The sequence below is a fragment of the Moorena sp. SIO3I6 genome (assembly GCF_010672095.1).
Genome location: NZ_JAAHHU010000013.1, coordinates 13,589 through 37,149 on the forward strand (window position 1 = coordinate 13,589; position 23,561 = coordinate 37,149).

Below are 23,561 nucleotides of genomic sequence, written 5' to 3' on the forward strand. Positions count from 1 at the left end.
ATAATCAGTCTAAAGGTCGCCATTTTGCCTTGATTTTTGCCTTGAAGTAGCTGAGCAAAATAACCAGACTGTTAATGATGCCTAGATTCGATAGGGTGTTAAAGATTGAGAGGGGATAGTCGTAGAATTTACCCTGGTAATAAATGCGTGACATGCGGGGAACTTTGATAAAGTCTTGCCCTAAAACCTCTTGCCAACGTTGATGCGCTGCTTCTACTTTGGTATAGAAGCGATGACCACCAATATCGAAGCGATAGCCTTTGTAGACTTCGGTGCGAGCAATACCACCGACTTTATTGGATTTTTCTAGAACGATAGGTTTAATGCCTTGTTTAACCAGGTCATAGGCAGCAGTAAGACCAGCCGGTCCTGCGCCTGTAATCACTACGGGATAATGTTCCATTGATTAAAAATAGTGCGTCAGTGGTGAGTGTTGAGTGCTTAGTAGGAGAATATCGATTTTTATTCCATAGCGATCGCAATTCTAGGTTAACCCTAAAATTAAACCTTATATTTAACGTTATTTTAGATTAATGATTCAGCAATATATCAGGCTTCAATAATGATTTAAGCCTGATATATTAGGCAAGTCGATCAGAGTTTTTATGTACTTTTTAAACCAATAACGAACTATACCAATGGCAAACGCAAGTCCGCTGTAAAAGTAATACAGCCAGTGCCATGGAACGGTTCGTATAGTGAATAGTAGACCACGCTTTTGATAAAAGAATTGGTAGACAGGTCTGTTGAGTACTAGCAGGGCGAGACTAAACACACAGGTAGCCATAGCAATCAGAGTACTAGACCACCAATAAGCTGTAACTAAAACACCTAGTAGAGCATAGACCAACACCACACTAATACGACTAGACAGTTTTAGGTTCAAGTCACTGATAAACTCACGACAGTTTTCCGGACTTGCGTCGTGAACCTTGAGAATTACGGCAGTCCAGGGCAAGGCGCGGTAGAAAAAGTCAGCTCTAAGCAGAGAAATTATGCCCCAGCGCTTGAGATGTTTCACCCGTAGAGTCTTACACAGCTTAATCCTGTAACCTTTTTCCTTGAGTCGATAGCCTAACTCAATATCTTCAATACAGGGTTGACGATAATTTTCCTCAAAGCCACCCATGGCAATAAAGATGTCACGACGGATTGCGCCACAGGCACCCCAGAAGGTCGATGCTTGTTCAGATGCGGTTTGGTGAGTGTAGTGGTGGAGTAAATTTTTGTACTGGGAAAGGAAATTAGCAGCACCGGGAGCATCGTCATAGGAACCAATTAAAGCGGTTAAATTAGGTTCATTGTTAAAGATTTTCAGCACTTGAGCAATAGTATCCCGATAGATTGCTACATCAGCATCTATAAAGAACAGGATATCGCTCTGTGCTACTTTCGCTCCCAGGTTTCGGGCTTTAGCCGGACCCCCTGCTGTGGGCAATCGAATTACCGTGGCTCCAAAGTCTTGGGCTAGACGCCATGAGCCATCAGTATCGCCGTCAGCTACTACAATCACTTGATCGGGAGGGGATGCAGCTTGAGATAGTCTGGCAAGACATTGGTGAAAGTCTTCCCCTCCGTTGTATACGGGGATAATGACGGAGATAGTTAGTCTAGCAGAGTCAACCATTCTTTAGAAAATTTACCTTCAATTACTGATTGATATTTTGAGATTAAATCGTTACTCTGCATCTCAATAATACCCTCCAATAGTTTAACATTAGTTTAGTTAAAATTATCAGTTGATAATAAATTAAACTAACTCGTTGATTGGCTTTAACAAAACTACCGAATAATCCCTAGTAGGGATTTTTTTTTCAAAAAGTCCTGAATTGACTGAGTAACTCTGTACTTGTAATAGAGGTTGTGTCTACAGGTTGAGCAGTCAGCAATCCGGTATCAGCAGTCAGCGGATAGTCAGCCCATTTGATATAGCTAAACGCTGATAGCTAAATTAAAAACTCAGTTTATCTCTGTGAAAAGTATAGATATAAAATTTAAATCACCAAATGTCGGTTGTTAAAACAGTTGATAGCTTACCACTGGTTTCAGTGATTATCCCTGCCTATAATACAGAGCAGTTTATTGAAATCACATTACAGTTTGTTCTTTCTCAGACCTATAAAAACCTGGAAGTGATAGTGGTAGATGACGGTTCTCAAGACCGCACAGCTGAGAGGTTGTCTGAGAAGTCCCATTTGCTACATCCAAGCCCCCTAAATCCCCCAATTTTGGGGGACTTTTAGAAGCAAATGGACTCTTCCCCCAAAGTTGGGGGGCTAGGGGGGCAAAATTCAGTATCAAAAAACTTTTCAGATATCCTCTGAGATTGTTCAATCTATTGCTGAGGACGATCAGCGTGTTATTTTACTACAACAACCAAATTTAGGGGTGGCTGCTGCTCGTAATTTAGGGATTAAAAACGCGAAGGGAGATTATATTGCTCCCCTGGATGCTGATGATATTTGGTATCCGCAAAATTTAGAAAAGCAAGTTAAACGCTTTTTGGCAACAAAGCCATCGGTAGGGTTGGTTTATGCTTGGTCGGTGGATATTAATGAAGAAAATTCACTGACTGGAGATTTCCGTGCTTCAACTATAGAGGGAAAGGTTTATAAAACTCTGGTATGTCATAACTTTTTAGGCAATGCTAGTGCATCTGTGATTCGCGCCTGTTGTTTTGAAACCGTGGGTGGCTACAACTGTCAATTGAAGGCACAACAGGCTCAGGGGTGTGAGGATTGGGAGCTTTATCTGGGCATTGCAGAACATTATGAATTTGCTGTTGTGCCAGAATTTATGATTGGCTATCGCAAGATTGTTAGTAGTATGTCTCGCGACTACAGCCAAATGGCTAAGTCTCATGGTTTGATGCTACGTGAGGTTCAACAAAGGCATCCAGAGATTCCAGCAGCACTTTATCGATTGTCTAAGAGTAGTTTTTATATGTATTGGGCACGACAAAGTAGTCAGTGTAGTAGCGATCGCAGTACGTTATTTTGGCTATCTCAAGCTTTGAAAGCGGATTTTATTACGCCTATTTTTCGCTATGGGTTGTATATCTTGTTCATTAAAAGCGTATTTAGAATGATCACTAAGCTTAAATCTGATAATTATGTTAATAAACCGGGTTTATCAGTCAGTTATGCGGATTTAACGAAACGCCGAGGTAGTCTATATTTCAAGCTCTTGCTTGGAAATTTATTACACCGTTCACTGCTGATGATATAAGAGATTTTTGGTTATGCTTTATCCAATCAAAATAGTGGACATTGAGTTGAGCCGCCCCCTGACTACTCTTGATGGTTTGGATGGCTATATGGGAGTCCTTGGACTGGTTCGCTTCCATGGTGCGCCCATTGGATATGTTAAAGCACCGATTACTAATGGTCACTGCACAGCACAAACCTTAAGTAAACGTATTCTGGAAGACCATAGTGAGACGATTATCAATCGTCTTTTGTACAATGGATTATCCTTACCCCTCGGACGGGAAAGCTTGTGTCTTGAGGATTTGTTTGATGTGCCACCACCGGAGTATAAGGGCAAGTTGCCGTTAGTAACGGTTGCGGTTTGTACTCGCGATCGCACTCCTAATCTTTCTCTATGTTTAGATGCTATCAATCAACTCGATTATCCTTACTTAGATATTATAGTTGTTGATAATGCCCCTACCAATGATAGCACAAAAAAACTAGTAGAAACTTATGCTAATATTCGTTATATCTGTGAACCTCGTCCGGGTTTAGATTGGGCGAGGAACAGAGCTGTTCTTGAAGCTAAAGGAGACATTATTGCCTATACTGATGATGATGTAGTAGTTGATTCAGCATGGGTAAAAGCCTTAGCCCTAGTGTTTATTAAACATCCTGACGTTATGGCAGTGACTGGGTTAGTTGTGCCTTATGAATTGGAAACCGAAACACAAGTGCTGTTTGAAATGTATGGTGGCTTCGGGCGAGGCATGAGCCGTAAATGGTATCAGGTTAATCGAGGCAACAAAATCCATTGGAGACTCCTAGGTACTGGAGAATTCGGTACAGGGGCAAACATGGCTTATCGCCGCTCAGTCTTTGATGATATTGGTTTCTTTGACCCTGCCTTGGATGTGGGTACTGTGACTAATGGTGGTGGTGATTTAGAAATGTTTTTCCGGGTGGTGAAGGAAGGACATACCCTGGTCTATGAGCCTAGTGCCATAGTGCGCCATCGACATCGACGGGATTATGCTAAGTTGCGCACGCAAATTACTAATAACAGTATTGGTCTGTTTTCTTACTGTATCCGTAGCCTCTTTGCCTATCCAGATGAGTGTCTTTCTTTCTTGTGGATTTTGCTCTGGTGGATAGTGTATTGGAATTTAAGACGTCTGTGGCTTGGTTTCAAAAATCCCACTCGCTTCCCACAGGATTTAATTCTGGCTGAATTCAAAGGCTGCTTCACTGGTTTAACTCGCTATCACAAAGCTCGCCACACTGCTGCTGAGATTACTCAATCTTTCGGTAACCAAGAACGAAAAACAGAAGTTGATATAAATAGTGTTCCCTACCCGATTTTTTCTGACCATATATTTCCTGCTCTGACTAAGGAAGAAATCCCAAGGATTAAAACCAATCCAGGTATAGCAGTGCGGACTGTCGATCTACGGGAACCTTTACAGGCATTAACTGATGTCAAAGAGTACTCATCAGTACGAGTCTTTGTAAAATGGCATGATCACCTTTTAGGTAGCGTTGATATTGCTAACCCTGATCGAGGGATTAGCAAGAATCGCTTAATTGAAGTTATTGTCAATCAGTTTGGTCATAAGCTGCTGCAAGTAGACGTTAACTTCAGCAGGGATTACTATCATAATAAAGCACTATCTATCTTAAGTAATCACTATAAATCCAAGGATAACGAGACTGATTTACTAACCTCTTTACCAAAGACTATACCAGTTTCTATTATCATCGCTACCTATGACCGACCCCAAGATTTGCGGAAGTGTTTGTCGAGCCTAGTTGCCCAAGAGTCTACTCGACAATTGGAAATTATTGTAGTTGATAATCATCCCGCTTCTGGTTGGACTCCACCAGTGGTTGCTGAGTTTCCTGATGTTGTCTTAGTTAATGAATCCCGTCAGGGATCAGCTTATGCTCGCAATGTTGGCGTTGTTGCTAGTACCGGGGATATCGTGGTTACGATAGATGATGATGTTACTGTACCACCAGATTGGTTAGAAAAGCTGATCACTCCTTTTGCTAGACCGGATGTAATGATTGTCACAGGTAATGTTTTGCCCTTACAGTTGGAAAGCAATGCCCAGCAGTGTTTTGAAAATTATGGCGGCTTGGGACGGGGCTTTGAACAGGTGGAGGTTAATGGAGATTGGTTTGAATCCTTTTTCTACAAGCCTGTACCAACTTGGACTTTAGGAGCAACGGCTAATGTTGCTTTTCGTAGCAGTATCTTTCGCCATCCCAAGATTGGCCTGATGAACGAAGTCCTCGGTGCTGGTATGCCTTCAGGAGTTGGTGAAGATACTTACTTATTTTATAAGGTACTTAAAGCTGGCTACACCCTGGTCTATGAGCCAAACGCTTATGTCTGGCATAAGCATCGCACTGAGATGGCAGAGCTACATCGTCAGCTTTACAACTACAGTAAAGGTCATGTTGCTTACAATCTCACCACATTACTAGAAGATGGGGATTGGCGAGGATTGGTGCAAATAGTGCTGGGATTGCCACTTGCTCATTTATGGCGCATCTTTGAACGGCTAAAAGGTTCGAGCAATTATCCGATCTCCCTAATCTGCTTGGAAATTACAGGTAATCTGGCTGGAGTTTGGTCTTTGTGGCAATCTCATCTACGGGTTAAACGTGAAGGTCGTATAGCAATGGGAACAGGGAGTAGGGAATAGGGAACAGGGAATCGGGAACAGGGAATCGGGAACAGGGAACAGGGAACAGGGAACAGGGAACAGGGAACAGGGAACAGGGAACAGGGAACAGGGAACAGGGAGTAGGGAACAAAAATTATCACAATATTTTTTCACTCTCGTAAAACAATAATCTCAGCCAAAGACTGAAACTTTTATTTAATCAAGGTTTGACTATTTTTTGAATAACTAAAAATTTAAATCACAATGGGTTAAAAAAAGCCCGATCAAGCTTTAATTTACTGCTTGATTACAGTCGAAAAAAAAATAGGGCTATAGCATTTTAAAATAGATCATAAAATAATTGGATATATTTCCTACTATTCCCGATTACCGATTACCGATTACCGATTACCGATTCCCGATTCCCGATTCCCGATTCCCGATTACCGATTCCCGATTCCCGATTCCCTTTTATCAAAAATTTACCAAATCTAAAACTAGTGAAAAAAACAGTATATAGATTATTAAAACTGATTCAATCACTAAGTTTAGCTATCTTGATTGTTAGTGTTTCTGTACTTCCCGTATTTGCTGAGGAATCCTTGAGTGTATCTAACCGGGATTTGCCGATGGTATCTACAACCGATGATTCCCAGGTAGAACTAACTAAATTCCAGGATATAGAAGAATTTAGTGACAATTTTTTTGTCAATCAAATGACAGAAAATAATATTCCTGGAGCGGTATTTACCTTAGTAAAAGATGACAAGATTATATTCTCGAAAGGCTACGGCTACGCCAACCTTGAGGATAAGATACCGGTTATTCCTAACAAAACTCTGTTTCGTGTAGGCTCTGTCTCTAAACTAGTTACCTCTACAGCAGTAATGCAACTAGTCGAGCAAGGCAAGCTTAAGCTACATGAAGATATTAACCAGTATCTTAAGGAATTTCAAATCAAGACTAATAAATTTAAGCCAATCACAGTTGATCATCTCTTAACTCATACTCATGGATTTGATGTAGCTTGGGCGATTGGCGGAGCCACTCTTTGCCAGTCTCAGCTGCCATCCTTAGAAAAATTTCTCACAGAAAATTTACCAGAGCGAGTGCGACCACCAGGTCAATTATATGTTTATAGTGATGTGGGATTAGCATTGGCAGGTTACTTAGTCGAAGTAGTTGCTGGAATTCCTTTCAGTCAATATATTGACCAAAGTATCCTACAACCTTTGGATATGAGTCAAAGTAGTTTTCAGCAACCATTACCGTCTGAGCTGGCAGCTAACTTAGCTGTGGGATATCGGTACCAAAATGACAATTATATAAAGCAACCCTTTACCTGTAATAAAAGTGTTCCTACTACAGCTTTAACTACTACTGCTGAAGACATGGCTCACTTTATGATTGCTAATTTACAGGGAGGTCGTTATGGTACACAGCGTATCCTGAATCACACTACAGTACAGGAGATGCACCGCCAACACTATACTAATTTTCCGAACATTCCTCAAGCCGCAGGATCTACTTATGGTTTTTTTGAGCGCTTTGTGAATAATCAACGGATAATTGAACATGGCGGTAGCATGTCAGGGTATACTAATTTGGTGTTTTTAATCCCAGAACAAAAATTAGGTTTCTATATTGCTTACAATCGTAACAGTCTTAATGAAAATTTGCGAGACGACTTGGTTCAACAGTTTTTAGATCGTTATTCTCCTGTACAGGAGACCATTGCATCACCTACCGAAATTATTACTAAAGCTATCCCTGAAGCTATCCCTGAAGCTAATATTACCCAGCAATATAAACAGCAAGATCAACAAATTAATGGCGGCTATCGCTTTATTCGATATCCTCGAAAATCCCTGGTTAAGTTAGCAATTTTTTTGCTGGAATCTGGACGATTATTTACTATTAAAACTAATCAAGACCACACCTTAACTATATTTCCAGGAAGAAGTAAATGGTAAGAATTCGAGCCACTCCTATTTCGCGCTACTGATAGCAATATGTATATAAATTTTCGGCCAGATAGTCAGGGTAAAATTACTGGTATGTCTATGAGTAGTCATGTCCATTTAACCTATGAAAAGTTACCCTGGTACGAAGCTCCTGTTTTACAGGTTGGACTGGCAGGATTTTCTGTAATAATCTTCCTATGGGGATGTTTAGTTTGGCTAATTAGACCATTAATGAGCCGCAAAAATAAAACTTTAGCTCTAGTTTCACGACATACTCGTCTAGTGGAGTTGAACATTGGTCTGATTAGTGTTTTAAATTTATGCTTTTTGATGGGAATGGGGATAGCTATTAGTACAATAGATTTCTGGGAATTTTTCTTCGGAATGCCCCCTGTGATGATTGCGTTACTTTATCTACCCATTGTGACCACAGGCTTGACTACTCTAGTATCGATTATTGGTTTACTGGCTTGGAGAGACAAAAACTGGTCTGTGGTCAGACGAGGGTATTATTGTTTGAGTATGCTAGCGGCATGGCTATTTATCTGGCTCCTAAATTCTTGGAATTTATTAGGATTTAAATTTTAGGTGAACTGTAAGGTCTGACTTACCACTGTAACTGCTGCTTGTCAACTAAAGATTACTAACCATCAGCTTCAGCCGCCAAAGCCTGATCAATGCAAGTTTTTAACCTCTCTGCTAACACCCGCACATGAGGTTCAGTTCGCATACTATAATGGTCCCCAGGAACTCTGATTAGATCGACAACGTGTTCCTCCCAACCCATTAACGGAAACAGCCAACGCTGAATTTTAATGTGGTGGCGACCAGCAACCCGAGCCAGGAAGAGTGTAATTTTACCCGAGTAGCCTTGCATCAGATACTCTCCTTGATTAGCTCCCACAGCAGACATAGACTTTTGTGCTGTTAAATTGTTTTTTACTTCCCAGAGCAACGAGCCTAACTGTTGAGCAAAACTCAGCAACGAACCACGTAATAATTTCTTTTTCATTGCCACCAGAGCTGACTGTATTGTTTGGACATAGTAGCGATACATCTGTCCCGAACCCGAAGTATCTAATATAGCTATAAAAGCCACTTTCTTTCCGCGCTCTTGTAGTTGCTTGGCGACTTCATAAGCTACATTTTTACCAAAAGAATATCCGGTTAACAGTATTGGTCCAGTGGGATATACCTCCAGGATATCGCGAACGTGACTAGCGGCGATCGCTTTAATATTAGCCTCTGTCGGTTGGCCTTTTTTCCCGATAACCACGTAACCAGATTCTAGGAAATAAACTGGTTGCTCCTCACCTAAATAGCGGGCAAGAGTAGATATTTCCCCGACACCATTAGCGCAATAAAACAGCGGTGGCTTCACCCCTGTGGGACGGATAGTAACCATTAGAGAATCCGGTCTGGGTCGTGCTCCTTCTCGACCAGCTACAATAGTTAACAAGGCGCGAAGGTCATCTGTATCCAGTGGTAACAACTCTGGAGATAGATTAGGGTTAGGGTTATCTGCTACTTCTGGTTCTTTGAGAAGACTGGCAATTTCCTCAATGGTTGTAAATTGAAATAGGGCAGCCAACGGCAGTTTGGTCTGAGTAACTTTTTCTATTTCTGCAACTAAGCGCACTGCCAGCAAGGAGTGACCGCCCAACTCAAAGAAGTTATCTGTTACTCCTATGGGTTGGATACCAAGAACTTGTGACCAGATTTGGGCTAGTTGCAGTTCAATTGAGTCTCTGGGTGCAACAAAGGTTTCAGTTCCCGACTGCCTGGAAGTATCCGGTGCGGGTAGGCCACGCCGATCTACTTTGCCGTTGGGTGTTAGAGGCAAAGCATCTAATACTACAAAGGCATTGGGTATCATGTATTGAGGTAATTTTTGTTTGAGAAAGCCCCGTAGCTTGGTGGTGAGAATGTCGGCCTTTTCCCCAGGAGAAACAACGTAGGCTACTAGGCGTTTGTCACCAGGTAGAGCTTCCCTTACTATGACTACAGCTTCTTGGATTTGGGGGTGTTGAGTTAGAGTTGCTTCAATTTCTGATAGTTCGATGCGGAAGCCACGAATTTTGACTTGGTTGTCGATGCGACCAAGGAATTCGATATTACCATCAGGGAGGTAGCGGGCTAAGTCACCTGTTTTGTATAATTTTGAATTACCAAAGGGATTAGTAATAAATCTTTCTGAAGTTAATTCAGGACGGTTGAGATAACCTCTGGCAACACCAGCACCACCGATATACAATTCACCTATAACTCCAATAGTTACTGGTTGTAAATATTTATCTAAAATATATAATTTGGTGTTATAAATTGGACGACCAATAGGAATATTTGTTAGATGATATAATGTGTTTTTTTTTACTTCATAAATACAACATCCCACCACCGTTTCGGTGGGGCCATATTCGTTAATTAATCTAATATTAGGCGCGTATTGTTGCCAAAATAAAGTATGTTTTTCTGATAAGGCTTCTCCACCGATAATAAATGCTTGGGTTTTAATTTCTACTTGTTCTTGAGCGAGTAAATTACTGAGTATTTCTAAATGTGATGGAGTTATTTTAACCAAGCTAAATTTAGTATCACAACACAAAGCTTTTTTAAGTGATTGTATTTCTGTTTGTTCTGGCAAAAATACTACTTTTTTCCCTACAAATATAGGAGAAAATAAACTGGTAATAGTCGCATCAAAACCAATAGAAGAATTGACAGTAGAACCTTCAAATTCAGCAACATTATAAGCTTTTGTACACCAATTTAAATAATTCACAAGACCACTGTGGACAATCATTGTTCCTTTGGGTTTTCCTGTAGAACCGGAGGTATAAATGATGTAAGCTAAGTTTTCAGATGTAACTGCACTGTAGGGATTATCTTGAGATTGTTCTGCGAATTCTTGCCAATTTTTATCTAAATAAATTGTTTGTGCTTGGTGCACTGGAAGTTGTTTAATTAAGTGTTGTTGAGTAAGTAGTATTTTTAAGTTGGAATCTGAGAACATATAAGCCAGACGTTGTTGAGGATAATTGGGATCAAGAGGTACATATGCACCACCAGCCTTGAGTATTCCCAAAAGTCCCACCAACATCTCAACAGAACGCTCTACACAAATCCCCACCAAAACTTCGGGGCCTACTCCTAGAGAACATAAATAATGGGCTAGTTGATTCGCCCGACTATTTAACTGCCGGTAAGTCAATTGCTCATTTTCAAACACTACTGCTACTGCATCGGGAGTGAGTTCTACTTGTTCTTCAAATAACTGATGAATACACTTGTCTTGGGGATAATCTGTCGCGGTATTGTTCCATTCAACTAATAATTGATGGCGTTCTGCTTCACTCAGTAGAGGTAATTGTGATATGCGCTGCTCTTGATTTGCCACAATCCCTGACAACAAGGTCTGGAAATGACCAGCCATCCGCTCAATAGTTGACCCATCAAACAAATCCCGATTGTATTCAAATACACAACATAGCCCTTCGGTTCTATCAACAATATCCAGGGTTAAATCAAACTGTGTAATACCTCTATCAAACTGGAAGTCTTGAAATTTTAAACCTTGTACTTCTACTACCTCACTTGGGAAATTTCTCAGTTGGAATAACACCTGAAATATGGGAGTATGACTTAAGTCTCGCTCTGGTTGCAATTCTTCCACCAACTTCTCGAAGGGAATATCCTGGTGAGCATATGCTCCTAAAGCTACCTCGCGCACCTGAGCCAACAATTCTGAAAAAGTGAAGTTGCCATTTAGTTGAGTACGTAAGACTAAGGTGTTTATAAACACACCAATTAGTTGTTCTATTTCTATGCGATCGCGACCTGCTATCGGAGTTCCAACTATAATATCTTCCTCACCCGTATAGCGATAAAGTAATATTTGGAAAGCCGCTAACAAGGTCATAAACAGCGTCACCCCTGCCCTCAGACTCAGTTCCTTGAGAGAGTTACTCAGGTTTTGGGGTAACAATAAATTTTGCTTAGCTCCCTGGAAAGTTTGCACCGGCCTTCGCGGTCGATCTGTGGGTAACTCCAGCACTGGCAAGCTGCCGCCTAATTGTTTTTTCCAATAGGCAAGCTGAGACTCTAACTTTTCCCCTTGCAGTCGCTGTCGCTGCCAAATGGCAAAGTCGGCATATTGAATCGGTAGTGGTGGGAGAGGTGATGACTTTCCAGTAGCAAAAGCTTCATAATGTACTGCGAGTTCTTTGAGCAAAACTCCTGCTGACCAACCATCAAAAATAATGTGGTGCATCGTCAGGAGCAGGATATTTTCTTCCTCACTCAGTCGCAGTAACTTGGCTTGAATTAGGGGTAATTTAGATAAGTCGAATCTCTGTTGTGCTTCCTCAACGGCGATGCGTTCGACCTCTATTTCTTGTTCGTTGCTCGGTAAATGACTCAATTCTATGATCAGCAACTTTACAGTCAAACTGGGAGCGATCGCCTGTATTGGTTGGCCATCTACTGGGATAAAACTGGTGCGAAACACTTCATGGCGACCCACGATTTCGTTAATCGCTCTTTCTAATGCCTCTACATTCAGCGAACCTGTGAGACGAATATTTGTAGGACGATTGTAAGCGGGATTTCCCGGTTCTAACCGATCTAATATCCACATCCGTTCCTCAGAAAAGGACAGAGGTATCGACTGTGGATTTTCTCTCGGAGTAATTGTCGGTTGGTAGTTAGTATTTTTGAGGTTTTGCTTGAGTTGATGCTCTAGTAATTTCCGTTTAGCTGGTGAAAGTTTAGCAATTCGTTGATTAATGTCACTCATCATGATTAGGAAAAATATTTTTACTAAAACTATGAGATACACCCTGAAAAGTAGTTGTTAGCGTTTATTTCTCAAAGCCAGATTTTCCTGCAAAAGAGCAGTACATTCAGGCACACCCACTTGTTGTTTTAGTAATAATCCATCTTTTTCTTTCAGGGATTGCATGTACCGTTCAATTCCCTCTTGCGCCGTAAACAAACAAGGAGTACTGTAGTTCACCAGAGAAACCCCTGCATCCTTCAGTTCTGTCAGACTGCAAGCTGGAGATTTTCCTCCAGCTATTTGATTAAATACTAATGGTTTATCTACTTTAGTCTTTAAAGTTCTGATTACCTCTAAATCCTTGATACCATCAGCCAATATCGCATCAGCACCCACTTCCGCAAATGCCTGAGCTCTTCTGATAATTTCATCGAGTTCGCTGGCATCGGTTCGCGCCACTACAAATAACTCTTTTCGAGTTGCCAAAACTTTTTTTAGTTTATCGATAAACTCCTCTAAATCCATCAAGAGTTTACCCTCAAAATGACCGCATCTTCTCGGTCTTTTTTGGTCTTCAATAATTACCCCAGCTGCCCCGATGGACTCCAACATAGTAACGACATGACAAGCCACTTCAGTATCGACATAGCCATCATCAATATCGACGAGAATATAGGCATGGGGAAGGACAGTTTTTATCCTTTGAACAAAAGCAATAATATCAGACCAGGCAATAAATCCAATATCTGGTAACCCATAAAAACTGGCCGCAAAACTAAAACCGCTGATAAATATACCGTCGTAATATTTGGCGGCGATTGAGGCGGAAAAAACATCGTAAACTCCTATAAAGGGAAAGATGTCTCTTTGTTTCAATTGTTCTTGTAAGCTTTGGCCGTTATTGGTTCCCATTTTTATATATAAAAAAGCTAATTTTTTATTTTTTTTTAAAGCAGATCTTCGGCTTCTGAATCCGACAGAGATTCTAGTTGGTATAACATGGCATATATCTCGGTATCCTCAACTATTTCTGCCTGCTGTTCAGTAATTAAATCTGCCATTATCGCCAGAGTAGGTTCCTGAAAAAAGAAGAGAAACGATAATTCAACCTTAGTGACTTTTCTGACCTGATTTACGATTCTTGTCGCCAAAATAGAATCTCCTCCTAATTGGAAGAAGTGGTCATAAATGCCAACCCGATCTACTCCTAAAATCTCCGACCAAATTTGCACCAACTCTTTTTGTATTGGTGTCTTTGGTGGGGCATAGTCTGCCCTTGGCATTGTCGGGTCGGAAGCAGTTAAGCATAATTTTTGGGCTAAACCTATCCGTTGCCGTTTGCCAGTGGGACCTTTGGGAATTTCATCGATAAAAACCACCACACGCGGAACTTTAAAATCAGCCAATCGAGTAGCAGCAAACTCTTTAATTTCTTGCTCTGTTACTGATGCTCCTTCCTGCAAAACCACCGCAACAGCCACATCTTCCCCTAATAAAGTATGGGGTGTGGCAAAAGTGACAACCTGCGCGATCGCTGGATGGTCTAAAAGCACTTCATCTACTTCTCGCGGGGAAATTTTCTCGCCCCCACGATTGATAATTTCTTTAATCCGACCTTTGAGGAAAAGATAGTTGTCCCTATCTAAATAACCCAGGTCTCCCGTGCGAAACCAGCCGTTGGTAAAAGCACTTTGGTTGGCATCAGGATTGTTGTGATAGCCAGAAGTGACATTCTCACCCCGGATCACGACTTCTCCTACCTCACCAACTGGTAGTAAGTTGCCCTGTTCATCCATAATCGCGACTTCCGGTCCTGCAGCGACTCCCACCGAACCGGGTTTGCGAGTTTTAGGCGGCAGGGGATTACTTGCCATCTGATGGGAAGCTTCAGTCATGCCATAGGATTCGATCACCGGGGCGTTGAATTCTGCTTCTAACGAAGCCATGACCTGGGGTGGCAAGGGAGCAGATGAAGAGCGAATCAAGCGAATTGGGCATTGGGAAATGATCTGGCGATTTTCTGTGACTCTGGCTAGAATCCCTTGGTGCATGGTGGGTACGGCTGAATACCAGGTGGGATGAAATTCTACTAACCAGTCAAAGAATTTGGGCCCGTCAAAACCGGGAGTACAAACCACACTCGCTCCTGCACTTAGGGATGAAAGTAAGGCCCCGATCAGTCCGTGAATATGGAATAGGGGCATCACGTTCAGACAGCGATCGCTCTCGACTAAATTCAAAGCCACGCCAATATTTTGGGCTGAGGTGCAGAGGTTTTTGCCTGTGAGCGGCACCATTTTAGGGCGGGAGGTAGTCCCAGAAGTATGCAGCACTAAAGCCACATCTTCGGGTTGAGCGATGCCAGCCATGGCTGGACTTTTCCCATCCCCACCTGTAAGGTTGAAAATACCTGCTGCTTCTGGGATGGGGGTAAGTTCGACCAGGGGGATACCTCTTTTTTGAGCCACCTCTAGGGCAGGTTCGGCAACTCCTGACTGAAAAATCAGGGCTTTAGCATCGAGATCCGATAGATAAAAATCGTATTCCGATTGGCGATAACCAGGATTTAGAGGGGCACAGGTGGCAAAACAGGCGATGGCCAAAAAAGCTACAGCCATTTCTGGGCCGTTGGGTAATGCGATCGCCACTCGGTCGTTACGACCTACACCCATTGCATTTAATTTGCTTCCCACATCGGTGACAGCATCAAACAAACGACTGTAGGTGAGGGCAGACCGACCGGCAGCAACAATGGCTATGTCTTGGGGATTTTTCTTTGCCCTGGCCTCAAGTAGATTGTATATACTTGAATTGAGTCCAGAGCCGGTTTTGGCAATCGTCATCTTTTGTTAACTATAGGACAGTAAATAACTGGTAATTTCTCGGAAAAACTTTAACTATATCCAAATTTTTGGTTATGTATTCTGAGCTTTCGTCCTGGTCATATGTATAGACTGACTACTCAAGAAGTATAGCTCTGCTCAGAGGTTGCACCTAAGCGTAAAAACCTAGACAAAGTAAAAATAGCTGCTACCCTAACTAATTTTAAAAACCAATAGGAACTATAATCAGCTTTGTCCTTCGACCTGTTGGTTTTATCTTCAGAGTAAAATCAAGAGTTAACGATTTAATTATACCGTCAAATTCAACCAGATCCGGAGATTTGATTTTTCCTTTTTTAATTAATATTGAACAGTTAGGGGTAAAGCCGAAATAAGTGCCAAATAGGACACCATTTTCAGTAATTTAAAAATTGCTTTACAATTGATGAGTTATGTGTAGGAACTTGAGAGGGATTAGCCCGAAGGGCTAGGGCCTTCAAGGGTACCCAAAAAAGACAATCCATTGAGGATATCAAGCCCACAGGTGATGGGAGCAAGACCGTGAAGTTTTGGTAAGAGGGCTTGACAAATTGCTGTCTTTGCTATAAACATCACAAATATACAACACTCTGGATAAGAATTAATTAATCAAAATCCTCTTGGAATAAGAAAAGTATATCGTCAGCTGTCAGCCGTCAGCTTAAAATAAACCTGTTTGGCCTATGGCCACGCTACGGGAACGGGAGAATTTAATATTGATAGATGAATGAGAATTGAAAGTCAACAGAAAAATCCTTGGCCATTCACGTAGCTTGGCCACGCTACGGGAACAGCTTTGTGGCACAGGCTTTGGCCTTGGCCTAAAGGCCACGCGGGGCGCGTTTGGCCACGCTGTGCGAACGACGCTGGGACTTAACGTAGCCCATAAACTGATAGCTGAATGCTTACACTAGATTAATTATAATTTGGTTTTTTCCAGATAGTTTGGTTTGTAGATATAGCATTTACAAATAAATAAAATTCTAATTTATGAGGTTATAATTTTTACGATCAGCTAAAATAACTATTCTGTATAGATGTATTTTTTTTAGAATTTGTTTCTTACTCGTCTAGGATATCTAAATACCCAAAATCCTTGGCCAGCATTAGATTTAGAGTTGCTCTGTGCTCAATTAGCATCATTTTGTCCGGAAGACCCAAAGTTAGACTGTATAGTAGTAGGTAAGGTCTAAAGCCAACTACCTCGTAATGAAGCAACTAATTCTGGGTACTTTCCTTGGGAAACTGGCAATGGCAACCCGTGATAAAATAGATAGGGTAAAAGGGGCAGTCACTAAATCGGAAAGTTTAGGAACTATAATTAACGATCAGATCGCTACACGTTTGGTCACTCAATTATGTGATCACAACAAGACTTTTATTGATGTTGGGGCAGCTGTATGGAGTAATCAATAAAGATTTTAGGGAACAGGGAACAGGGAACAGGGAACAGGGAACAGGGAAAAGGGAACAGGGAACAGGGAACAGGGAACAGGGAACAGGGAACAGGGAACAGGGAACAGGGAACAGGGAACAGGGAACAGGGAACAGGGAACAGGGAACGGGAAATAACCAATTTAAATGCAAATCAGCTTAAATATTTATTTTCTTGACTGTCAACCTTCAACCTTGGCCAATAGGCCACGCTACGCGAACAACCTTCAACCTTGGCCAATAGGCCACGCTACGCGAACAACCTTCAACCGACCACCTTCAACCTTGGCCAATAGGCCACGCTACGCGAACAACCTTCAACCGACCACCTTCAACCTCCAAGCTCCAACCTTCAACCTTCCATTTCCCGATTAGCAGCATAAACACCTTGAACGTTATACCAGTTAAGGAAAATTCGGGCAATTTCTAAGGCTAGCTGGGATTTACCTCGGTCAATTAGCCATTGTAAAAAGGGAGCCATGGTGCGTTCGTTGAGTCGTCCACCTAAAGACAGAATCCCCCAGAGTAATCGGTGTAGCCAGGTCATCTGAATCATCATCCTGACTTCCCAGGTAGGGTGTTTTCGATAAAACAATACACCCATACGCCCCCGTTGAATTTCCCGGTCAATCATCCGGGGAATTTGGTCGAGGCTAAAGGGAGGATGCCAATGATAACCTACAGCTTGGGGACATTTAATCAGTTTTAAGCCCAGTTGTTTGAGTCGGACACCTAGTTCTAAGTCTTCCCAGCCATAGAGTTGGAAGCGAGTATCAAAGAGTCCAGCTTCTAAGAGCCATTTTCGTGCGATCGCAACATTCCCCGTCGCAAAATAGGCAGCAGAGAAATCGGTAATTTTATAGGGTTCGCTGGTAGGGTCCTCGAAATTACAGGTATTGATCACCCAACCGTAAGTGAATAAGCGATCGCATCCCAGACGCTGCTGTGCCTGTACCAAAGCATCAGCATGAGACTGGAGGAAATGCTCAGTAACTACTAAATCACTATCAATAAAGATAATTATTTCACCCTTAGCCTCCTTCACCCCTAGATTCCGGGCTGCAGCCGGTCCAGCATGGTTTTGAGCAAATGAGCGTACATGGGGAAACTGATCCCCGTGTGCTGCCAACCAATCTAAAGTGCCATCCGTTGAGCCATCATCCACTAAAACAACTTCATAATCCCAGATCTGGCTATCTTGTCTAAGTTGCTGATGTTCTAACGCGATTAGGCACTTTTTTAGAATCGGTAAGCGATTGTAAGTGGGAATGACAATGCTTAAAAACAAGGGAACCTTATGAATTTGATATCATTGTGAACTTAAACAGCGATCGCGTGGAAAACTTTATGCAAATTGACTGGCAAACTGCCAAAACTTACGAAGACATTCTATACCATAAAACCGACGGTATTGCTAAAATTACCATCAATCGTCCCCACAAACGCAATGCCTTTCGTCCCAAAACCGTCTTTGAACTTTATGATGCTTTCTGTGATGCCCGTGAAGATCACAGTATTGGTGTTGTCCTATTGACTGGTGCTGGTCCCCACACCGATGGCAAATACGCCTTTTGTGCTGGTGGTGACCAAAGTGTACGAGGCAAGGCTGGATATATTGGAGAAGATGGCGTTCCTCGCTTGAACGTATTGGATTTGCAACGCCTGATTCGTTCCATACCCAAAGTAGTGATTGCCCTAGTTGCTGGATATGCTATTGGTGGTGGTCATGTCCTACATCTGATTTGTGACCTAACTATTGCCGCTGATAATGCTATCTTTGGTCAAACTGGCCCGAAAGTGGGTAGTTTTGATGGTGGGTTTGGCGCTAGCTATCTTGCCCGAATTGTTGGTCAAAAAAAAGCCCGAGAAATTTGGTTTCTTTGTCGTCAATACACCGCATCTCAAGCCCTAGAAATGGGTTTAGTTAACTGTGTAGTTCCAGTGGAGCAGTTGGAAGCGGAAGGCCTACAGTGGGCAAAGGAAATTTTGACAAAGAGCCCTATTGCCATTCGTTGCTTGAAAGCTGCATTTAACGCCGATTGCGACGGTCAAGCTGGTCTACAAGAGCTAGCTGGTAATGCTACCTTACTCTATTACATGACAGAAGAAGGAGCCGAAGGTAAACAAGCTTTCCTAGAAAAGCGTCCACCAGATTTTCGTCAATATCCTTGGTTACCTTAGATAATAGCAGTTATCAATTGGTGAGGTACAAATTTCTGGGGAGTAGGGAGTAGGGAGTAGGGAGTAGGGAGTAGGGATTAGGGAGTAGGGCACAATTACCGCTGTCTTGATGCAAAGCACGAGTGTGGAGGGGCTGCATCAAGACAGAGTCAAATTTTATCACTGATCCGAAGTTCCCCGTTCCCTGTTCCCTACCTTTACAGATTAATTTTAAACAATTTTAAACTTGGTGCAAAATTTGATTATCAACAAAAAACGCACCTTATGTTGAATCAAAGTGCGACGAAAGCTATTTTAATAGCAAATATCAGGTGCCGATTTTTATGAAATTATTTGGCTTTTTAAGCTGACACCTTTGAGCAGGTAACTACTAGAACTAGAAGATTTGGTTTAAACTGGTTTTTGTGAAATTTGTTTATTTGAATTATTGATTGTATTAAGGTGGAAGTTACTAGTAAGATACTGCTAATCTTGCTAATAAGCTGCTCTTGCTGATCAAACGAAGAATTTACATCAACAATTTACACCAGCATGATGTCTGTTGACGAATTCTTAGAGGTGATGGTCTCACCTTCAACGGTCATGTCTGACCCAGAGGAGTTTTCAGAACACTTTACCGATAGCTCCTCTGTGAGCATCATTTCTTCATCTTGCCAAATCTCTTCTAGTTTCTCCCAAGAAGAAGAAGAAGAAGAAAAGGTAGGCAGAGCAAAAGCACAAGCTTTCCAGGTAGCTCTGACAGGCACCCCAAGTTGTTGACACACACCCCCTCGGCGTCCTTCTGACTGATAATACCGACAGAATCGACAACTAGATATAGGTAAATTCAATGTTTTCATGATAACTCTTTTTTCCGGAAAAATTTATATCCTCTTCACATTTAATTCTGCTACCCCTTACCTCAGCTTGTTATAGATAGCAAGCTGTTGACCAGCCTAGGTTATAGCCATATCCTTAACCACTGAGGCTTTAATATTTTATTAATTATTTTGTTACAAATAGATACAAATTATTTTACAAAAAGTAACAAAAACCGATAGCTTCTGAAAGAATTGACTTGTTTTATACCAAAACCCCATAGGGATCAAGCAAAAAAACACACCAAAAGTGTATTTAGATACTGAAGTTATTCGGATTAACTTATGCAAAAGTATCAGTTCAGTGTTATAAAAATCAAGGGAACAGCAGATCCCGGAACAGGGAATTGGGAATAGGCAACAGCCAAGAGCCAAGAGCCAAGAGGGAACAGGAATGCCCTATACTCCCAACTCCCAACTCCCAACTCCCAACTCCCAACTCCCAACTCCCTACCTCCCAACTCCCAACTCCCAACTAAAACCTTGCTCTAAATTTGCCATTGCTTAATAGCACAAAGACCACAGACATCCCAACGCTGGAGTTCTCCTGGTGGAGTCGGACACTGACACTGAGGACAAAGTGGGAAATTTTGCGATCGCATCTGCATCATCTTTGCCCAACGTTTAAACGCTGCTTGGGGTACCTGAGTTTTGTCAGTAGTTTTGTCAGTAGTTTTGTCAGTGGCTTCACTACTTTCTCTGTTTTCTGTGTGATCCAACTGCTCAGAAACCAGTGATGAAGACATTGGCAAAATGGTGCTAGGATGTCTATGGCTTGGGGTCTCAGATTGTGAATAGCCATTGCCCAAAACTTGTGTTTTCTGCCACTGAGCTGGAGAAAAGTGGATGTCAACTAGGGGCTCAGACCAACGAGCATTAAGCCGTTTCAACAACATCCGGCGCTGAAATTTTAGTTCTTGTGCCCAAACAGAGCTAGACGTAGCCACATATAAGATATCCCTGGAGATAGCATAGGGTCTGGTATGATTAGCTATGTTCACTCCTACTATTTCAGACCAACACTTAATTAGGTATGATAAGCGTTGTACACCTTGCCACTCGGGCTGATTTGTAATCCTATCTAAGATCTGATTGAGAGATTTAAGCATATCGCCTTACTATAATTAATTAATTTCTTCAGGACTTAGGTAACAGCGTCGAAGCCTGTGCCACGCTAGAAGCCTGTGCCACACTGGGCAAAAAACTAGCTTAGAGTTAGTAGGGTGACCCTCAAGATAGAATGGCTGCGTAAGTCCTGTTGCTTGTTCTGTAGCACAAACTACCGATAGAGTCCGCTATGAGCCAAAACTCCTCAGTTAATTCTTCCCCTAGCTCGACCGGTAACTACAACCTCAACTCAGTTTTACAAGCTGCTCTGAGTAGCCTTGATGTACAACTAGAGGAAGAATTAGCGCGCTACCGACGTCGAAGAGTAGGACGCCCAGTAATGACTAACCGTGGTCTTGGTCGTAACCGGGTCCGTAAACCCCTAGAGTTAATTTCTGTCGGTGAGGTACAACAGAAACCCTCACCATCACCGACAAACCAGACCATCCCTCGACTAAACCAGCCATCAACCATTGCACTGCCAAACCTAACTGCCAAAGGGAAAACTTCTCTCAAACAACCACAACAGCCATTGGTTGAGACTGAATCCCTAAATTCCCTGTCATCACAGTCCCCGAAACCTACTCAGCCACCAGTTGTATCCCAGCATAATAATGGGGAAAGTGCTAGCCTAGCAATTCAGAAAGAGGCTACCGAGCAACTTAACCCTCCTGAAAAATTGCCTGAAGACTCAGGTAGTTTGATCAAGTTAGGGGCTAACCAAACCCAGCCAGAAGATTATCTCGAATCATCAGAAAAACTACTACAGAGTCTGGCAGAAGACGAAGAAGAATTTGACAACCAAAAGCAGGTTTCCTACCAACTGTTGACTCCGTTGAATGTCGGTTTCATGGTACTTTTGCTGTTGTTAAGCGCTACCCTACCCTATATCTTCTCCAATCCATCGGTGTTAAGTAATCTGGATCTGTCGCGGCTGATCAGCTTCATCATCCCCAAGATCTCCAAAACCCCTCAGGAAATTACACCACATCAACCACAACAGACTGAGTCGGTTCCCCATTCTCCCCTACAGGGTGGTCCTAATTTGGCATCTGAGGAATTTGTAGACTTGAACTTACATACCCTTTCTCAAGTAGAAGGTACTCCAAGACCGCAGCAAACACCTTTTTATACAAAAGATCTCCCTTTACCTAAGGTGGTTGAATCAGCTCCTAAGGTGGTAAATAGACCGATGCCTCCTAAAGGGTCTTCCTTATCTTCAGTACTTTTGCCTTCTGTTCAACCACTGCAAAAGGTTCCCCTGTCATCATTACCAACAACTTCAGGCTCTTTAGTACCGCCAGAAAGACGGGTACAGTCGGGATTACTTCAACCAGCTATATCTGAAACACTCCAAAATCAAGCCGCATCTCTAAGAACAGTGGCAGAGGATTCTTTACCTGCTCGCGATCCTTTCTACTATGTGCTGATCAACTACGATGGTAAACGTTCCCTACAGCAAGCTAGGACAATTGTTCCTGATGCCTATGTGCGCAAATTATCTCAAGGTACCCGCATTCAGATGGGAGCCTTCAAATTTGAACATGAAGCACAAGGTTTGCTAGAAAAACTCCAGCAACAGGGAATTTCTGCTTCGATTTATCGTCCTTGACTTAAGTGTTAAGTGTCAGGTTCAATCTGAATAACATCAGTTTTCATTCCCTAAGCCCTGATCATGATGGAAAGCTGCCATAGGATTACTAGATCGTATGTTTAGAATCATTCGCGCTAGCCTTAATAGTCTGATTAACCAACCTGAAGATCCTGAGAAAATCCTGGAACAGGCTGTAGATGATATGCAGCAGGATTTGATTCAAATGCGTCAGGCTGTAGCTCAAGCGATCGCTACCCAAAAACGCACGGAGCGACAAGCCTCTCAGGCTCAAGCCGCTGCTGAGCAATGGTACCGTCGCGCTCAGTTAGCCTTGTCAGCAGGAGACGACCAGTTGGCACGGGATGCCCTGACACGGCGGAAATCTCATCAGGTGACCGTCACAACTATGAAAGCTCAGCTGTCCCAGCAAGCTGATATTGTGTCCAAGCTCAAGGAAGATCTGCGTACCCTAGAACATAAAATCTCAGAGGCGAAAACCAAAAAGAACTTGTATATTGCTCGGGCTCAATCAGCTAAGGCATCCATGAAAATTAATGAGATGCTCGGTAATGTAGGTACCAGTAGTGCCTTGAGTGCTTTTGAGCAGATGGAAGATAAGGTAATGGAGCTTGAAGCCCGGTCTGAGGCAATGGCTGAGTTAGGTAGCAATCAACTGGATCAGAAATTTGCCGCTCTCGAAGCTAACGATGATGTGGAAGCTGAGTTAGCCGCCATGAAAGCTAATCTGATTCAAGGAACCGAAACTCCCAAATTACCCTCAACTCAGGCATAATAACCGAAAAATTTGGGAAAATTGGATAAATAGCTGGAAAAAGTAATTAGTGTCCCTGTGGTCAGCTCAATTGCAGGTTGGAAACGTTGTATCAAAACACCTTAGAGCCTTGACCCAAGGGGTTACTATA

General features: G+C 42.3%; 22 protein-coding genes and 1 pseudogene. 11 read left to right on the forward strand and 12 right to left on the reverse strand.

Translation table 11 applies throughout. The annotated features are described in order from the left end of the window. Window positions 1–31 precede the first annotated feature (31 nt). Window positions 32–403: pseudogene (locus F6K49_RS07240) on the reverse strand (NAD(P)-binding protein); the annotation flags it as partial. 153 nt (window positions 404–556) lie between these two features. Beyond that, window positions 557–1,627 carry a glycosyltransferase gene (locus tag F6K49_RS07245; RefSeq protein ID WP_293022201.1) on the reverse strand — a complete coding sequence of 357 codons (1,071 nt, stop codon included), beginning with the start codon at window positions 1,625–1,627 and terminating at the stop codon, window positions 557–559. Window positions 1,628–2,006: 379 nt separating this feature from the next. On the opposite strand from F6K49_RS07245, the gene F6K49_RS07250 reads away from it, so the two are divergent. The 3 genes from F6K49_RS07250 (at window position 2,007) to F6K49_RS07260 (ending at window position 5,902) form a co-directional block, all read left to right on the forward strand. Beyond that, complete coding sequence (locus tag F6K49_RS07250; protein ID WP_366514140.1) at window positions 2,007–2,243, forward strand: glycosyltransferase family A protein; 237 nt, start codon at window positions 2,007–2,009, stop codon at window positions 2,241–2,243. Between the two features lie 118 nt (window positions 2,244–2,361). After that, window positions 2,362–3,228 carry a glycosyltransferase gene (locus tag F6K49_RS07255; RefSeq protein ID WP_293095524.1) on the forward strand — a complete coding sequence of 289 codons (867 nt, stop codon included), beginning with the start codon at window positions 2,362–2,364 and terminating at the stop codon, window positions 3,226–3,228. A 13-nt stretch (window positions 3,229–3,241) separates the two neighbouring features. Beyond that, window positions 3,242–5,902 (forward strand): glycosyltransferase, encoded by a 2,661-nt coding sequence (locus F6K49_RS07260; RefSeq protein WP_293095449.1) that lies wholly within the window; start codon window positions 3,242–3,244, stop codon window positions 5,900–5,902. On the opposite strand, the gene F6K49_RS07265 is transcribed toward F6K49_RS07260, so the two are convergent. Then, window positions 5,845–6,024: a hypothetical protein gene (locus tag F6K49_RS07265; protein ID WP_293095452.1), complete on the reverse strand. Its 180-nt coding sequence runs from the start codon at window positions 6,022–6,024 to the stop codon at window positions 5,845–5,847. The two genes, F6K49_RS07260 and F6K49_RS07265, sit on opposite strands and share 58 nt — an antisense overlap. A 200-nt stretch (window positions 6,025–6,224) precedes the next feature. On the opposite strand from F6K49_RS07265, the gene F6K49_RS07270 reads away from it, so the two are divergent. Genes F6K49_RS07270 through F6K49_RS07280 form a run of 3 tightly spaced genes read left to right on the forward strand, consistent with a single transcriptional unit; the run spans window position 6,225 to window position 8,415 of the window. Next, entirely contained in the window at window positions 6,225–6,383 is a 159-nt protein-coding gene (locus F6K49_RS07270) for a hypothetical protein (RefSeq protein ID WP_293095455.1), read from the forward strand. Then, the gene (locus tag F6K49_RS07275; protein ID WP_293095458.1) at window positions 6,364–7,836 is read left to right on the forward strand and encodes a serine hydrolase domain-containing protein; all 1,473 of its coding nucleotides are present in this window, start codon (window positions 6,364–6,366) and stop codon (window positions 7,834–7,836) included. The genes F6K49_RS07270 and F6K49_RS07275 overlap by 20 nt, the downstream gene beginning before the upstream one ends. A 39-nt stretch (window positions 7,837–7,875) precedes the next feature. Further along, window positions 7,876–8,415, forward strand: coding sequence for a hypothetical protein (locus F6K49_RS07280; RefSeq protein ID WP_293095461.1), 540 nt, complete (start codon window positions 7,876–7,878; stop codon window positions 8,413–8,415). 55 nt (window positions 8,416–8,470) lie between these two features. Here the strand turns inward: F6K49_RS07280 and F6K49_RS07285 are convergent, their stop codons facing one another. From F6K49_RS07285 to F6K49_RS07295, 3 genes are read right to left on the reverse strand one after another with little or no spacing between them, the layout of a single operon-like run. After that, entirely contained in the window at window positions 8,471–12,625 is a 4,155-nt protein-coding gene (locus F6K49_RS07285) for a non-ribosomal peptide synthetase (RefSeq protein WP_293095465.1), read from the reverse strand. Window positions 12,626–12,679: 54 nt separating this feature from the next. Continuing rightward, the gene (locus tag F6K49_RS07290) at window positions 12,680–13,516 is read right to left on the reverse strand and encodes an isocitrate lyase/PEP mutase family protein (RefSeq protein ID WP_293071909.1); all 837 of its coding nucleotides are present in this window, start codon (window positions 13,514–13,516) and stop codon (window positions 12,680–12,682) included. A gap of 35 nt (window positions 13,517–13,551) precedes the next feature. After that, window positions 13,552–15,447, reverse strand: a complete 1,896-nt coding sequence (locus F6K49_RS07295) for an AMP-binding protein (RefSeq protein WP_293071908.1) — start codon at window positions 15,445–15,447, stop codon at window positions 13,552–13,554. Between the two features lie 752 nt (window positions 15,448–16,199). Between F6K49_RS07295 and F6K49_RS07300 the strand changes: the two genes are divergently transcribed. Beyond that, on the forward strand, window positions 16,200–16,379 hold the full coding sequence (locus tag F6K49_RS07300) for a hypothetical protein (protein ID WP_293071907.1): 180 nt from the start codon (window positions 16,200–16,202) through the stop codon (window positions 16,377–16,379). Between the two features lie 464 nt (window positions 16,380–16,843). On the opposite strand, the gene F6K49_RS07305 is transcribed toward F6K49_RS07300, so the two are convergent. Continuing rightward, window positions 16,844–17,041 carry a hypothetical protein gene (locus tag F6K49_RS07305; protein WP_293095470.1) on the reverse strand — a complete coding sequence of 66 codons (198 nt, stop codon included), beginning with the start codon at window positions 17,039–17,041 and terminating at the stop codon, window positions 16,844–16,846. A 5-nt stretch (window positions 17,042–17,046) separates the two neighbouring features. On the opposite strand from F6K49_RS07305, the gene F6K49_RS07310 reads away from it, so the two are divergent. Next, window positions 17,047–17,274 carry a hypothetical protein gene (locus tag F6K49_RS07310; protein WP_293095473.1) on the forward strand — a complete coding sequence of 76 codons (228 nt, stop codon included), beginning with the start codon at window positions 17,047–17,049 and terminating at the stop codon, window positions 17,272–17,274. Here F6K49_RS07310 and F6K49_RS07315 read toward each other — a convergent pair. Next, window positions 17,252–18,187 carry a glycosyltransferase gene (locus tag F6K49_RS07315; protein WP_293027630.1) on the reverse strand — a complete coding sequence of 312 codons (936 nt, stop codon included), beginning with the start codon at window positions 18,185–18,187 and terminating at the stop codon, window positions 17,252–17,254. The two genes, F6K49_RS07310 and F6K49_RS07315, sit on opposite strands and share 23 nt — an antisense overlap. A 59-nt stretch (window positions 18,188–18,246) precedes the next feature. Between F6K49_RS07315 and menB the strand changes: the two genes are divergently transcribed. Next, complete coding sequence (menB, locus tag F6K49_RS07320; RefSeq protein WP_293027652.1) at window positions 18,247–19,080, forward strand: 1,4-dihydroxy-2-naphthoyl-CoA synthase; 834 nt, start codon at window positions 18,247–18,249, stop codon at window positions 19,078–19,080. A gap of 13 nt (window positions 19,081–19,093) precedes the next feature. Here the strand turns inward: menB and F6K49_RS07325 are convergent, their stop codons facing one another. From F6K49_RS07325 to F6K49_RS07340, 4 genes are all read right to left on the reverse strand, one after another. Further along, window positions 19,094–19,243 (reverse strand): hypothetical protein, encoded by a 150-nt coding sequence (locus F6K49_RS07325; RefSeq protein ID WP_293027632.1) that lies wholly within the window; start codon window positions 19,241–19,243, stop codon window positions 19,094–19,096. Window positions 19,244–19,601: 358 nt separating this feature from the next. Next, window positions 19,602–19,919 carry a hypothetical protein gene (locus F6K49_RS07330; protein WP_293067107.1) on the reverse strand — a complete coding sequence of 106 codons (318 nt, stop codon included), beginning with the start codon at window positions 19,917–19,919 and terminating at the stop codon, window positions 19,602–19,604. Between the two features lie 334 nt (window positions 19,920–20,253). Beyond that, complete coding sequence (locus F6K49_RS07335; protein ID WP_293067110.1) at window positions 20,254–20,376, reverse strand: hypothetical protein; 123 nt, start codon at window positions 20,374–20,376, stop codon at window positions 20,254–20,256. Between the two features lie 49 nt (window positions 20,377–20,425). Then, entirely contained in the window at window positions 20,426–21,046 is a 621-nt protein-coding gene (locus tag F6K49_RS07340) for a DciA family protein (RefSeq protein WP_293067113.1), read from the reverse strand. Window positions 21,047–21,234: 188 nt separating this feature from the next. Here F6K49_RS07340 and F6K49_RS07345 point away from each other — a divergent pair, with 188 nt between their 5' ends. Both F6K49_RS07345 and F6K49_RS07350 read left to right on the forward strand, forming a co-directional pair. After that, complete coding sequence (locus F6K49_RS07345) at window positions 21,235–22,656, forward strand: hypothetical protein (protein WP_293095478.1); 1,422 nt, start codon at window positions 21,235–21,237, stop codon at window positions 22,654–22,656. 79 nt (window positions 22,657–22,735) lie between these two features. Next, window positions 22,736–23,431: a PspA/IM30 family protein gene (locus F6K49_RS07350; RefSeq protein ID WP_293039019.1), complete on the forward strand. Its 696-nt coding sequence runs from the start codon at window positions 22,736–22,738 to the stop codon at window positions 23,429–23,431. Window positions 23,432–23,561 lie beyond the last annotated feature (130 nt).

Excerpts from the sequence above, each read along its gene's own strand:
- F6K49_RS07245 (WP_293022201.1), bottom strand. The coding sequence starts at position 1,627 with ATGGTTGACTCTGCTAGACTAACTATCTCCGTCATTATCCCCGTATAC.
- F6K49_RS07290 (WP_293071909.1), bottom strand. The coding sequence starts at position 13,516 with ATGGGAACCAATAACGGCCAAAGCTTACAAGAACAATTGAAACAAAGA.
- F6K49_RS07280 (WP_293095461.1), top strand. The coding sequence starts at position 7,876 with ATGTATATAAATTTTCGGCCAGATAGTCAGGGTAAAATTACTGGTATG.
- F6K49_RS07340 (WP_293067113.1), bottom strand. The coding sequence starts at position 21,046 with ATGCTTAAATCTCTCAATCAGATCTTAGATAGGATTACAAATCAGCCC.
- F6K49_RS07295 (WP_293071908.1), bottom strand. The coding sequence starts at position 15,447 with ATGACGATTGCCAAAACCGGCTCTGGACTCAATTCAAGTATATACAAT.
- F6K49_RS07345 (WP_293095478.1), top strand. The coding sequence starts at position 21,235 with ATGAGCCAAAACTCCTCAGTTAATTCTTCCCCTAGCTCGACCGGTAAC.
- F6K49_RS07310 (WP_293095473.1), top strand. The coding sequence starts at position 17,047 with ATGCAAATCAGCTTAAATATTTATTTTCTTGACTGTCAACCTTCAACC.
- F6K49_RS07260 (WP_293095449.1), top strand. The coding sequence starts at position 3,242 with ATGCTTTATCCAATCAAAATAGTGGACATTGAGTTGAGCCGCCCCCTG.
- F6K49_RS07285 (WP_293095465.1), bottom strand. The coding sequence starts at position 12,625 with ATGATGAGTGACATTAATCAACGAATTGCTAAACTTTCACCAGCTAAA.
- menB (WP_293027652.1), top strand. The coding sequence starts at position 18,247 with ATGCAAATTGACTGGCAAACTGCCAAAACTTACGAAGACATTCTATAC.
- F6K49_RS07250 (WP_366514140.1), top strand. The coding sequence starts at position 2,007 with ATGTCGGTTGTTAAAACAGTTGATAGCTTACCACTGGTTTCAGTGATT.
- F6K49_RS07330 (WP_293067107.1), bottom strand. The coding sequence starts at position 19,919 with ATGAAAACATTGAATTTACCTATATCTAGTTGTCGATTCTGTCGGTAT.